We start from the raw sequence: 14,833 nt of genomic DNA, 5'->3' as shown, positions 1-14,833 counted from the left end.
CATTGAAGAAGATTCTCAAGCAATTCGAAGGTATGCTTGGAAGTATCGTTGATAATCTGCAGATATTTTCGGATTTCCTCCTGGGAATAGTTATCTAAATTGTCGATTAACAACCTACAAAATCCAAGTATGGAGTTAAACGGACTGCGCAAATCATGAGCTAAAATGGAAAAAAGCTTGTCCTTGGAAGAGTTGAGCTTTTTAAGCTCATCCCGTTGAACCTTCAGCTCTTCTGTTTGTTTCTCAATAAGTTGCTGATGTTCTTCCAGCAAAGCATTAATTGAATTCAGTTCTTCGGTTTTCCTGACCAGCATCTGATTTTTCTCTATAATTTCCATGGCCCTTTCTTCCACCATGCGGTTAAGGACCACATTCTTTTTCTTAACGCAATTTAAACGCTCCTTATACAAGCCTATGATCGCCGCAGCAATCAACAACAATACAAACAACTTGAATAACAAGGTCTGCCAAAAAGGGGGTTGGATGATAATGACCAGTTTCTTCCCCCTATTATTCCAAAGTCCCTTATTATTTGATGCAATAACCTCCAGTATATAGGAGCCAGGCTTAAGACTGGCAAAAGTTATTTCATGTTTGTGGCCTAAATATTGCCAATCATTTTCGAAATTAAGCAAACGAAATTTGTACCTGTTCCTGTCCGACCTTATATAGTTTAAAGCCACAAAATCCAGGGTGATCACCTTATCATTATAATTGAGGATAACAGTATCGGTAAAATAAAGCGATTTCTTTAATATAATCCTGCCCTTATAGAGCTGGTTTACATTTATTGCTTCGTCAAATAATTTCAAACCTGTAAAAAACACCGGAGGTAACTGGAGATTTTTTAATATGCTATCCGGATAAAACGAAGTAATTCCATAATCTCCACCGAAGAACAATTTCCCGTCTAAAGATTTACAACAGGCTTTTTCTGAATAATTTTGAAATAAGAGGCCGTCGGATACATCAAATGTATATATAGAACTCTTCAACAAGGACTTATCTAATATTCCATTTTGTTTATAAGCCTGACAACAGAAAATCCCAAGGTTGGTACTAATCCAGAAGCGGTTCCTGCCATCCTGCAAAATAGCCTTAATGTAATTGGAGGGTAATCCTTCCTTAGTAGTAAAAACATTCAGTTGATTACTTGAACGGTCAAGTACAGCCAGCCCGCTCTTAGTCCCCAGCCATATATTTTGATGGTTATCAATATAAACATCACAGATATAATTATCCGGCAAAAGGCTGTTTTTCGATTTATAGGACCTGAAATGCTGATTTTTTATATTTAAAACAGAAAAACCGTCTGCAGTTCCTATCCAGACCATACCGCTTTTATCAATGGCTACATCCGTCAACCAATTGGTTGGAAGATGGTTCTGCCATTTCAAATAATCAGCCTTATAGTTTGTAAAGTGATTATGCACATAATCATATTTACACAAACCGCCCCCCTGTGTAGCCAGCCATAAATCACCATCTTTGTCCTCCGTTATAGATCGTATATCATTTGAAGAAAGAGAATTTGGGTTGCCGGGATTATTCCAAACTGTAGTAAAATTATCCCTTTTAGGATTATAATGTTGTAAACCCATCTGATAATTGCCTATCCAGATATTATTTTTTTTATCCTGAAAAACGGCAAAAGTGGATTCGCTGGCAAAACTATTTTTTACCCCTTTTTGGTGGGTATAAGTCTTTCGTTTCTTTAAACCGGGGTAAATATGATCCAGACCAGCAGAGCTATATCCCACCCAAGGGCTTTGGTCACTGGCCATGCACATTGCAGAAACATTGTCAGCCGAAAGAATGTCATTTGAGTTCATGGCCATAAAGCCATTGGATTTCATGCAAAGAAAAAAACCATCCGTCTGCGAGCCTATTAATCTATTACCTTGATAATCTGTATAAATACAATTTGAATAATAATGAATATTTAATTTTTCATATTTATTATAATTGATAAAAGGGATAAAGGTATTTTTCCATACGTCCAGAATTTGCAAATTATTTGCAGACACGATCCAAAGGTGGTTTGCATCATAACGACAGATTTGTTTAAGTTGCTTGAGGTTAATCCGGTGGGGCAATATGGATTGCTTTCCTGTGGAAAGATCGAGAACTTCGATCCCCCCCCCTTCAAAACCTATATAAAGCCTGGAATTCAATTTGCAGAAGGTGCTAATATTGCCCATATTAGTTAGGGAAGGCAAAAAAGGATAATGCTTAAAAGTATGGGTGAGTGGATCAAACCTTGAAAAACCGTTTGTAAGATATCCAATCCATATAAACCCGGCATCATCCGCATATAAGGATGTAATTTTGTCGTCAAGCAGGCAATGGGTAAGCTTGTCCCGTATTCCATTGGTGATATATCTAAGTTTTTCAAATTCAGTCGTTAAACCATATTGAGCAATGCAGGCATTATGTAGTAAATATTTATCGATTTCCCCATTTTTCTTTTTCAACTTTAATACCATTTGCTCAAAACCAACAGGAAAATTTTTCCGGTTACTTCGAATAAAGTTTAAAAGAACGCCGGCCGGATAAGTTGCATAAAACTGTTCAATGCTTCCCCCTTTTCTGTTAAATTTATTCAGTCCCTCCAGGGTTGCAATCCAGACATTACTATTCCTGTCCTCTGCAAAACCAATGATTCGCTTGTTATCAACCTGATTGAAATAACTCTGAGGCTTATTGACAATTCTTTTAAAAGACTCTTTGACGGGATTATAAATGCAAGCCCCTCCTGCCGCTGTACCCACCCATAACCAGCCTTTGCTGTCGACAAACAAACCGGTTATCGTCTCATCCGGCAGACTCGTAGAATTTCCGGCTATTTTATTATAAACTTTAAAATTGTCCCCATCGAAAAGATTCAGGCCATTGTTGGTACCAATCCATATAAACTTGTACGGATCCTGAATAATGCAGGTAACAGAATTGTTGGACAAACCATTTGCACTAGAAAAATGTCGAATTTCATTATATTCCTGAGAATATGTGAGATTTATTAAACTAACAATAAGGGAGGTCATCCCTATTAAAATCTTGTACATAAAAGTTCGCATTAATTAAATTTAATTAAAACTGCTCACTCACCCCTGCTATGTACTTAACCTAAACTGTTTAAAAGCAATTTTAGATGAAATTCCACTCAATTATTCAGATAAAATAAAATTATCTACATTTTGTCACTGATACGATAAAACTCGTCAAATAGTTTTTGTTTTATGTAAAAATGTATTCCCCACCTACAATTTTTAACAAAAATTTATAATCTCACTTTGCCATTGCGAATAGTTCAGTTTGCTACCCGAATTTTATTAATTTTGTCATTCTGATTTGTCATTAACAACTTAAGCCGTTGATTTATCCATCAAACTTTGAAACAAAGACCGGTTTCGACAGGATCCGGGCAATGATTAAAGCAAAATGCCTTTGCTCATTGGGCAAGGACAAGGCCGATGCAATTTGTTTTATAGAAAATTTCGAACAAATTGATGTACTCTTAAATCAAAGCGAAGAATTCAGGCAAATCTGTTTGTTTGAAGAAAATTTTCCCGTTGACCACTTTGTTGACCTTACTCCCTTTCTGAAAAGAGCAAGGATTGAAGGCATGTTCCTCACGGAAATAGAGCTATTCGATATGAAGCGTTCGCTGGAAACCATCCGGGCCATTCTTCGTTTCTTTAAAAACAAAACTGATGACAAATATCCCCATCTCAATGAGCTGACCAAAGAAGTGACCATCTATCCTTTGGTGCTTGAAAAGATAGACAGTATCATCAATTCCCGGGGACAAATAAAAGATAATGCTTCCCAGCAATTAGCCCTGATCCGGAAAGAGATGAGCCAGAAACTCTCGTCAGTCAGCAAAAGAATTTTAGCTATATTAAAACAGGCCCAAAATGAAGGCTGGGTAGAATCTGATGTTTCGGTTTCGCTGCGCGATGGACGTATGGTCATTCCCATCAATTCTTCAAATAAACGCAAGATAAAAGGACTGGTACACGACGAGTCGGCAACAGGAAAAACATCTTACATCGAGCCGGTGGAAGTAGTCGAATTAAACAATGAAATTAAAGAGCTGGAATATGCCGAAAAAAGGGAAATCACCAAAATACTGACCGATTTCACCAATTTCCTCAGGCCATACATTGACGATTTGCTCAAATCTTACGATTTCATGGGAACCATTGATTTTATCCGGGCAAAAGCCCTGTTTGCCATAGAAATTGAAGCCATCAAACCTGCTTTTATTGATGAACAAATCATTCAATGGGACAAAGCCCGGCATCCCCTGCTGTACCTGTCACATAAAAAAGATGATAAACCCATTGTCCCGCTTGACATACAATTAACCCCCAAGGCAAGAATACTTCTGATTTCAGGCCCCAATGCAGGAGGAAAATCAGTTTGCCTGCAAACCGTCGGACTTCTGCAATATATGTTACAATGTGGATTGTTGGTACCCATAAAAGAGGGTTCCACCATGGGCCTCTTCCATCACATTTTTATTGACATCGGTGATGAACAATCCATCGAAAATGACCTGAGTACTTACAGTTCACACTTGCTTAACATGAAGTTTTTTGCAAAAAATGCAGACAATAAAACTTTATTGTTGATTGACGAATTCGGCACCGGTACCGAGCCCATGCTGGGTGGGGCCATCGCCGAAGCTGTTCTGAACCATCTGAACAACAACCAGGCTTTTGGAGTAATCACCACACACTACACCAATCTTAAGGTATTTGCAGGAAATACACCTGGGATAGTCAATGGTGCCATGCTTTTCGATGCCGGACAGATGCAACCTTTGTATATGCTTGAGATAGGAAGGCCGGGCAGCAGCTTCGCTTTCGAAATGGCAAGAAAAATCGGACTTCCTGAAAATATCCTGCAGGAAGCCACTCAAAAAATAGGTAAAGACCACGTTGATTTTGATAAAAACCTCAGAAACGTTTTGCGCGATAAACGCTATTGGGAACAAAAACGTGAGAATATCCGGAAAATAGAAAAACGGATGGAAGAAACCACCGAAAAATATGCCTCTGAGCTAACCGAGACCCAAGAACTTCGAAAATCCATTATAGACAAGGCACGTCAGGAAGCCGCAGAAATACTTTCCAAAACCAACAGGCAGATTGAAAATACCATCCGCATCATTAAAGAAACACAGGCCGAGAAAGAACGGACCAAAGTAGCCAGGGAACAACTCGAAGATTTTAAGCAAAAAATAGCAAATCCGGCAGCTTCCGAAGACGATCAGCTGATTGCCCGCAAAATGGAACAAATCAAAAACAGGCAGGAAAGGCAAAAAAGCAGAAAACCTCCAACAGGAAAAACAGAAACAGCCAAAGCCCCTGAAACTGAAAAAGAAATGCCTATCGTTCAGGGCGATAAAGTAAGGCTTTCCGGACAGGAAACCATTGGCGAAGTAATAGAAATCAACAACAAAAACGCCTACATTGCCTTTGGCAGCATGATCACGAGCCTGCCCCTTGAAAGGCTTGAAAAAATCACCAATAATGAATACCGCCGGGCTGCAAAGATGAATAAAACATCAAGTTCCACCAAGGGTATTGATCTGGGAAGCCGTAAACTTAATTTTAAATCCTCTATCGATATCCGAGGAATGCGTGGGGATGAGGCAATTAGTAAAGTGGCAGATTTTATCGATGAAGCCATTATGGTGCAGACCAACGAAGTCCGTATCCTTCATGGGAAAGGGAATGGAATACTCCGGCAACTTGTCCGTGATTACTTGAAAACCATAGATTTGGTAAAATCTTTCGCTGATGAAGCCGTGGAATTTGGAGGTGCAGGAATTACGGTGGTAAAGTTTTAAGAAGAAAATCTCCAACTACTTTCCTTTATTCTTCTCCATTTTTATTTTCCAGTAAATCAAAGGGATGATTACAACCAATGCCACAATTCCTAAATAAGTTTTAGGATCAGAAAAATTGGTATCCTGCCGCGTGAAAATCAAATAAATATTGGTGATCAGCAGGGCAATGGCTATAATAAGCAATATGACTCGATAGATTTGCATGGAAATATTTGTTTGAGGCAAATGTATAAAATAAAACTTATTCCTACTTTGACAAATCAACAAATTGTTGATAAATACCTTTAGAAGAGGAAACTTTCAAACAGATCCGGACAAATGTAATTTGGGGCACCAGTAAAACCCTGTGTTTGGCATTAAAAAAATAGGAAATCATCTTCATCAAATCCGTTGGCTGAAGCCAACGGATTTGATGAAGCAATATTTTTTGCGGCTTTAGCCAAATATTCCGGTATTATTTTGAACTATTGTTGGGCTAAAGCCCAAGAAATATCATTATATCATCAGAATCCGTCAGCTGAAGCTGACGGCAATGAAAACCAAAATTTAGGAGAATAAAAAGATATATTAATTTTCCAAACCTAACAGGTTTTATCTTCAGGGTTTTAGATGACCTGAAATCGTTCATACGATACAAAAAACGTAATCATCAGGCAAATACACAAAAATGCAAAATTCAAAAAACCGGGATAACCCGGTTTTTGAATATAACAATAAGATTTTAAAAACTACCTATACTGATTATTTCTTGTATTTTACGAAAGCCTCAATAGCTTCATATTCTGCCATTCCTACCTGATTATAAAGCTTTGCGGTAGCCTTGTTCCTGTCCTCAGCCCTCTGCCAGAACTCTCGTTCATCAAATCCCGGGAACAACGCTTTGTCTTTTTGAGACTGATGCTTGAATATAGCTTTGCGCTTCATCATCAGTTCATCCGGACTAATGGGAACCGCCATATCGATATCCCCGATATTCCATTCCTGCCAGGCTCCGCGGTACATCCAGATATTACAATTCTTCAGCCAGGGTTCGTCTTTCAAAATTTTCAAAGCCCTGGTTATGGCTTCAAAGCATACCCGGTGGGTTCCGTGTGGATCCGACAAATCGCCGGCAGCATAAATCTGATGGGGTTGAATTTCTTTGAGCAACTTTACAATCAGGTCAATATCCTGCTGGCCTAATGGTTTCTTCACCACTTTGCCGGTTTCGTAAAACGGCATATTCAGGAAATGCACATGTTCTATTGGAATTCCCATAAACCTGCAGGCAGCCTTTGCTTCCCCCCTGCGGATGATAGTCTTAATATTTTGAACTTCAGGAGTATCCGATTCACCCGGCTTTTTGGATTCGACAAACTTCTTTACCTGCGAATAGAGTTCATCAATCTTTTCGGTATTGACATCAACAGTTTCATCAAATTCAGTAGCAAAATCAAGATAACGGAAAACATCGTCATCATGTACCGCAATGCATCCGGTAGTCTGATATGCAGTATACACTTCATGGCCTTGCTCCACAAGCCTGATCAATGTTCCTCCCATGGATATCACATCGTCATCGGGATGAGGGCTGAATATCAAAACCCGTTTAGGATAGGGCAAAGCTCTTTCGGGGCGATAGGTATCATCGGCATTGGGTTTGCCTCCCGGCCATCCGGTGATGGTGTGCTGGAGATCGTTGAACACCTGGATATTAATCTTATTTGAAGGGCCTTTGACCGCAATCAGCTCGCTCATGCCGTTCTCACTATAATCCCTGTCGGTCAGGCGCAGAATGGGCTTGTTCAACTTTTGGCAAAGCCAGCCAACGGCAAGGCGGATCAACTTGGTATTCTCCCAGTCGCAACTATCCACCAGCCATGGGGTTTTGACTCTGGTTAGCTCGGCCGAGGAAGCATCATCAAGAATCATAAGGGTGTTGGGATGGGTTTGCAGGTAAGATGCAGGAACATTATTACTAACAGGATCTTCTATAGCCCTTTTAATGATCGCAGACTTCCCTTCCCCCAGGGCAAGCAACAAAATACGCCTTGCTTTTAAAATAGTTCCTATACCCATCGTAAGTGCCCTACGGGGAACATAATCCTCGCCGTAAAAATCAGAGGCGGCATCCACAATGGTCATATGATCCAGTGAAATCAAACGGGTGGGTGAATTGATTTCCGAACCGGGTTCATTGAAACCAATATGCCCCGAACGTCCTATACCCAGTATCTGTAAATCAACTCCTCCGGCCTGTTCAATCATTTCGTCATAATGCTGACAAAATTCCTGAAGCTTTTCGCGGGGGACAGTACCATCAGGAATATGTACATTTTCAGGCTTAATATCAATATGATCAAAAAGGTATTCCTTCATAAACCGGACATAACTCTGAAGGGAGGAAGGATCCATCGGATAATATTCATCCAGGTTAAAGGTGATGACATTTTTAAAACTCAGTTTACCTTCCCTGCACAAGTTAACAAGACGGGTATATACTGTTGTAGGTGTGGAGCCCGTTGCAAGCCCCAATACGAAATTTTTCCCTTGTTTTTGACTTTCAATAATTGCCGTAGCAATTTCATTGGTTACAGCATCAGCTATGTCATTGTGATCAGAAAAAATCTTTACAGGTATCTTTTCTGTTTTTGTTCTCATGCCTTTATCAGCTTCTATTTGCATGATATCGGGCATTTCTCCGGAAGAAAATTTAGTTTCCATGATTCATTAATTTAATTATATAGCATAAAAGACTAATAATCAATTTTACAGAAATTTCATACAACACAATCCGGTTATTTTCCATCAATCAGGCTAACTGAATCATGCAACCCCAAGATTTTTTAATCAATTCAACCACGATTCACCTGACTTAAAACTGATAATTTCTACTTCTCAACAATAATCAGCTTTTCAATGGTCGCTGCTGCTCCTGATTCCTAGGGTATAAAATTAAAAAATTTTTTTTATTTAATCCTGATTTTAAATCCAGATAAATAACTTTTTAAAATTTTTTATTATTTATTTAATTCTTATATATATTTTTTTTAAATTTGTTTAACTCAATTTAAAAAAATGGAAAAAGTTCTATCACAGAATTTTGTCAATTCCGAATTCTCTGGTACTAGTTCAAATGTCCAGGTCAAAAAGGCAATTGCAAAGAAGAAGATTATAAAAAATTTATTCTACGAAGGGGCAATGTCTAACCTGGAATTGAGCAGACTGTTATTTATGACTCCTCCATCCGTTACCACCCTGCTTAATGAGCTGATAAAAGACCAAATTGTTGGAATCAGGGGACAGAGAAATTCGAGCGGAGGGCGGAAACCGGCAATTTACGGACTGGTTCCTGATTTTGGATATATTCTCAGCATTGATATGGACCAGTATGATACCCAAATGGCCATTTTCAACATGCAGAATGAAATTGTGACAAACATTAAATCATTCAGTTTAAAACTCAGCAACGAAAAGAAGGTACTGGAAATTTTCCTTGCTGAAATAAAAAACTTTATTAAATCCTCACCGATAGATCAATCAAAAATACTGGGTATAGGAATAAGCATCCCCGGTTTTGTCAATACCCACCTGGGTATTAATTACACCTTCATGAAATACGGGAATAAACCCCTGCGCAAAATAATTGAAGAAGAAACAGGTATACCCGTTTTCATGGAAAACGATGCAAGTGTGATGGCTATTGGAGAAAGTAAATTCGGGTTAGCCAAAGGCAAAGACAATGCCCTGGTTCTAAAACTTGGTTGGGGAATCGGTTTGGGGATGATTTTAAATGGAAAGCTATACAGGGGACATTCAGGTCTGGCAGGAGAATTCAGCCATATCCCCATGGTAGAAAATGGGATCTTATGTTCCTGCGGGAAACAGGGCTGCCTGGAAACAGAGGTTTCCGCGCTGGTCCTGGCCCAATATGCCAAGGAAGGCATAAGGGAAGGGAAAATATCTTCCTTAAGGACAATGGTTAATGAAGACCTCGAAAAAATCGAATCCGACCTGGTTATTGAAGCAGCAAACATGGGGGATCAATATTCTGTACAAATTCTTTCCATGATGGGATACAAATTGGGAAAAGGCATCTCTATCCTGATTCATCTGTTCAACCCGGAAACTATCGTACTGGGAGGAAAACTTTCCAAAGCCAACCAGTTTATCATGATCCCTATTCAACAGGCACTTAACAAGTACTGCATTCCAAGGTTGCAGGACAATACGGAAATCGTTATTTCAAACCTTAACGGGAAAAGTGGATTATTAGGTGCTGTTTCATTGGCCCTGGAGAAAATTCTGAAAGTTTAATCCCTGTTTCATGAAAAAACCAATAACCATTGAGGTATGTGCAAATTCAGTAGAATCTGCATTAGCAGCTCAAAATGGCGGGGCAGCAAGGGTAGAATTGTGCAGCAATTTGCTGGAAGGGGGCACTACCCCTAGCTATGCAACAATTGAAACCGCACGCAAAATGCTCTCAATAAAAATAAATGTTTTAATCCGTCCCAGGGGGGGCGATTTCCTTTACAATGACCTTGAATTTTCGATCATGAAAAGGGATATTGAAATATGCAAGAGCCTGAATGTTGACGGGATAGTAATTGGTATGCTTAATGATGACGGATCGGTTGACAAATCCCGCATGCCCGAACTGATTAACCTGGCACGCCCGCTTAGCGTTACCTTCCACCGGGCTTTTGATATGTGCAGGGATCCTTTCGATTCCTTACAGTGCCTCATTGATTTGGGCATTGACCGGCTGTTAACCTCAGGTCAACAAAACTCAGCACTTCTGGGTGCCAAGCTGATTGCCGGACTGGTAAAATTTTCTGCCGGACGGTTGGCAATCATGCCCGGAGCGGGTATCAACAGTTCCAATATCCTGGAAATTATAAAAGCTACCGGAGCTGACGAATTTCATCTATCCGGGAAAAAGACCTGTTTGAGCAAAATGAAGTACCAAAATACCCCTCTCAATATGGGAAATACAACCGGTGTTTCTGAATTTTCAACTGAATTGACCGATAGTAATGAAATACAAAAAATTGTGGCTATTGTAAATCATTTAATGCATGGATCATGAAAACCAGATTTTTAATATTTTTTCTACTAGTCGTTTCCATAGGAATGACTCAAGGACAGGCCCAAACACATTTCATTTCGGATATAAAATACAGAAGCGAAGTAAACAGGCAATTCCTTAAACAAAAAGAACTGGCCAAAAACCGCAGCCATGCTTTATTTTCTGTTTTCGGCCAGAAACTTACCCCAGAAGAAAAAGAAGCTCTTGAATTCTTATACGCCTATATGCCCTTATCCGACCTGGCAGATTACAGCGGCAGCTTTTACCTGAAAAATGTCAGGATGGCCTTTAAAGCAAAAAAGACTTTTTCCTGGGGAAAAACTATTCCGGAAGATATTTTCAGACATTTCGTACTGCCTCCCAGGGCAGGGAATGAAAATCTTGATACGGCCCGCAGTGTATTTTTCAACGAGTTGAAAGAAAGGATTAAAAATCTTTCGATGAAAGATGCAGCCCTTGAAGTGAATCACTGGTGTCATGAGAAAGTCACCTACCATGGCACAGACGAACGCACCAGTTCTCCTTTAAATACAGTAAAAAATGCATTCGGGCGCTGCGGTGAGGAATCAGTGTTCACAGTGACCGCCCTGCGTTCGGTGGGCCTGCCGGCACGTCAGATCTATACTCCACGCTGGGCCCACTCCGATGATAACCATGCCTGGGTTGAAGTTTGGGTTGACGGGAAATGGTATTTCATGGGAGCCTGTGAACCCGAACCTGATCTGAACATGGGTTGGTTTGCCGGGCCTGCAACCCGGGCCATGATGCTGCATACCAATGTATACGGGAACTACAAGGGAAAAGATGAGGTGGTAAATAAGACAGAGCTGGTAACAGAAATCAACGTTTTACCACAATATGCACCTGCCAAACGAGTCATTGTCAAAGTTCTCAACAGCGATTATTCCATTGCCCCCTATATTCCGGTCGAATTCGGATTGTATAACTATGCAGAATTTTATCCTTTGGCAAAATCTTTAACGAATAAGAAGGGAATCTGCTCACTTCTTACCGGCTATGGCGACCTGCTCATCTGGGCCGGCAAAAACAACCAAACCGGATATAAGAAAATTTCGGTAGGGAAGACAGATACCGTAAAGATTATTTTACAGGGCAATAACAACAGGGAACGTACCGAAGACTATGATATTATTCCTCCCATTGAAGGGCCTGTGGTTCAGACATCAGAAAAAGGAAGGGAAGAAAATATCCGCCGTATTAAGAAGGAAGACCAAATCAGACAGGCTTACGAAAAAACATTCGTCGACTCGGTAAAAGCCGAAGAATTTGCTTCTGAAAATCACATGAACGCCGACTCCACAAGAAAAGTTTTAATCTCCGCCCGGGGCAACTGGAAAGAAATTGAAAGATTTTTAAAAACCACAAAACCCGGATTAAGGCATCGTGCTTTGCAGCTCCTTTATGTCATCAGGGAAAAGGATCTTCATGATACACCAGCGGAGGTCTTATCCGACCATTTGCTTTATTCAAGTAATAAGTCTTCAATTTGCAATGAAATTTTTCATAAATTTATTCTAAATCCAAGAATTGCTAATGAATTAATCAGTTCCTATAAACACTTTTTCCTTCAAAAATTCGGAAAGTTCATGACGGGAAACAGTCAAAAAGATGTTGCATTCATTTTAAACTGGATCAGCCAAAACATCAAAATTCTGGACCAGGCCAACTCGTATAAAGTACCAATAAAACCTGCAGGAGTTTACGAACTCAGGTATGCCGATCAATTATCGCGAAAAATATTCTTTGTCGCTTTATGCCGCAGCATGGGAATTCCTGCCCAACTGGAAGCTGCCCGTGGCATTGCACAGGTTTACCAAAATAACAAATGGAATGATGTGTACTTTGAGAAAAAAAATATATCTAACCTCCCTAAAGGGGAACTTATTTTGAATTATCAAAATCAGCAACAGCTCAAACCGGAATATTACACCCACTTTACCCTTGGCAAATTTGACGGAGCAGCTTACAAAACACTTGATTACGAAACCAGTAATATTTTTGACAAGTTTCCCGCTTCATTAAGCCTTGACACAGGGAATTACAGGCTGATTACAGGGATAAGGCAGCCGGATGGTTCGGTTTTATGTAAAATAAAGTTTTTCAATATCACAGCAAACCGGGAAAAAGAAGTGGATTTACAGTTTCGCGATGTGAAAACGGGGGAAATAAATGTGAACTATGGGAGCCTCCCCCCTGAACAAAAAATCACTTTATATCCATCCAATAAACAGGTAACCTTAAAAGAATTATCAGGGGGCAAAGGCAGTGTGCTTATTTGGATTGATCCTGATAAAGAACCTACCAAGCACCTGATGGAGGACCTGTCAAAACTTAAAAACAGCCTTGATTCCTGGAATGGGTCAATATTGATTTTAGTGAAACAGGATTTGCTTGGTACAGGATTTGAAATTTCCAATTATAAAAACTTTCCCAAGAACACATATTTTGCAATAGATCAGGATAATTTCCTGGCCAAAGTCGAACAAATAACCGGCAAAGCCTTCAACCAAAATTTTCCCATCGTAATTACAACCCGGGCCGATGGAAAGATTGGTTATTATTCTTCAGGTTATAAAATCGGCAATGGAGAACAGATCGTTAAACAATTAAATCCCTAAAAAAGAAAGGAGGAAAAAGCATAAAAAACTAAAAATGAACCACTCTCCGGATTAGATTTATGAGAGATGCTATTTATCTATAATTAAGCGAGCTCTGACACAATTTAATTTAATCTTAAAATTAAAACTATGAAAGTATGCTTCACTAAGCTTATACTGCGCAGGGTTTACACCTACATTTTAATATGTTTAGTCGCAGTATGCAATATTCAAGCTAATACTGAATATTTGTCAAATCTCAATGCCGGTTTACGGCATAAAAACTTAAACGTCTTCGGAGCAGTAATACAACAAAACATTATTATCAAGGGTACAATTACAGATGCCAATGGGGAAAGGATGCCCGGGGTTAATGTTTTTGTGGAAGGTACATCTATTGGTACCATCTCCGATTTAAATGGGAACTACACTATAAAAGTACCCAATGAACAATCTGTACTTGTTTTCTCATCCATGGGCTATGCAACCCAGAAAGTAACCGTTGCAAAACAAAGGAGCATTGACATAAAAATGGAAGAAGATGTGAAACACCTCAATGAAGTGGTGGTCACAGCAATGGGTATTAGCAGGGAACAAAAAGCCTTAGGATATGCAGTCAGCAGTATCTCTGCAAAAGACATTACGCTGGCCGGCCCGACCAATCTGGGCTCTGCCTTATATGGCAAAGCAACCGGCGTCAGGATTAACAGCGCCCCCGGGGGAGCATCCAGTGCAGTAAATATTCAAATCCGAGGGGTTACATCAATTAATAACAACACACAACCCTTGTACGTAGTCGATGGTATTCCCATCAGAAATCACCCCCTTTTAAACTATGACAGGGCCAACAACAATACGGACTACTGGAACGAACAACGAATCAGGGAAAACGGGGTGCTGGACATCAATCCCGAAGATATAGACAACCTTACTATCCTGAAAGGGGCCAGCGCCTCAGCTTTGTATGGCTCAGAAGCTGCCAATGGGGTGGTGGTCATTACAACAAAAAAAGGATCTGTCCGTAAAGGCATGGGAGTAGATTTCAACTATGTATATACTGCCGAAAATCTTGCTTTTCAACCGGATTATCAGAACGATTATGGCCCGGGTTATGACAGGGACGACAACATTGCCATAACCGGAAATGAACAAGGCTGGATCACCGATGGAGACGGGTCAAAGCATCCCTTTTACCGGGCATACTGCCAATTTGGGCCAAAATTTGACGGCCAGACCGTAAAATATTGGGATGGCTCCAAGCGTCCCTATTTAGCCAACAAAAAT

The 14,833-nt window shown here is 39.9% G+C and carries 8 protein-coding genes; 5 read left to right on the top strand and 3 right to left on the bottom strand.

Translation table 11 applies throughout. The annotated features are described in order from the left end of the window. On the bottom strand, nucleotides 1-3,065 hold a 3,065-nt coding region (locus Q8907_04750), incomplete at its 3' end, for a two-component regulator propeller domain-containing protein (protein ID MDP4273570.1). Nucleotides 3,066-3,373: 308 nt separating this feature from the next. On the opposite strand from Q8907_04750, the gene Q8907_04745 reads away from it, so the two are divergent. Further along, entirely contained in the window at nucleotides 3,374-5,860 is a 2,487-nt protein-coding gene (locus tag Q8907_04745; GenBank protein MDP4273569.1) for a Smr/MutS family protein, read from the top strand. A gap of 15 nt (nucleotides 5,861-5,875) precedes the next feature. Here the strand turns inward: Q8907_04745 and Q8907_04740 are convergent, their stop codons facing one another. Next, nucleotides 5,876-6,064 (bottom strand): hypothetical protein, encoded by a 189-nt coding sequence (locus Q8907_04740; protein MDP4273568.1) that lies wholly within the window; start codon nucleotides 6,062-6,064, stop codon nucleotides 5,876-5,878. 537 nt (nucleotides 6,065-6,601) lie between these two features. Next, a complete protein-coding gene (nagB, locus tag Q8907_04735; GenBank protein ID MDP4273567.1) occupies nucleotides 6,602-8,563 on the bottom strand; it encodes a glucosamine-6-phosphate deaminase in 1,962 nt (653 codons plus the stop codon). A 354-nt stretch (nucleotides 8,564-8,917) separates the two neighbouring features. Between nagB and Q8907_04730 the strand changes: the two genes are divergently transcribed. The 4 genes from Q8907_04730 to Q8907_04715 all read left to right on the top strand — a co-directional run. Further along, nucleotides 8,918-10,156, top strand: a complete 1,239-nt coding sequence (locus tag Q8907_04730; GenBank protein ID MDP4273566.1) for an ROK family protein — start codon at nucleotides 8,918-8,920, stop codon at nucleotides 10,154-10,156. A gap of 10 nt (nucleotides 10,157-10,166) precedes the next feature. Further along, nucleotides 10,167-10,931 (top strand): copper homeostasis protein CutC, encoded by a 765-nt coding sequence (locus Q8907_04725; protein MDP4273565.1) that lies wholly within the window; start codon nucleotides 10,167-10,169, stop codon nucleotides 10,929-10,931. Further along, a complete protein-coding gene (locus tag Q8907_04720) occupies nucleotides 10,928-13,570 on the top strand; it encodes a transglutaminase domain-containing protein (GenBank protein ID MDP4273564.1) in 2,643 nt (880 codons plus the stop codon). The genes Q8907_04725 and Q8907_04720 overlap by 4 nt, the downstream gene beginning before the upstream one ends. Nucleotides 13,571-13,798: 228 nt before the next feature. Beyond that, nucleotides 13,799-14,833: carboxypeptidase-like regulatory domain-containing protein (locus Q8907_04715; protein ID MDP4273563.1), on the top strand; the 1,035-nt coding region annotated here is incomplete at its 3' end.

This window comes from Bacteroidota bacterium (genome assembly GCA_030706565.1).
Taxonomy (GTDB): Bacteria; Bacteroidota; Bacteroidia; order Bacteroidales; family JAUZOH01; genus JAUZOH01.
This window is presented reverse-complemented; position numbering and strand designations above follow the sequence as displayed.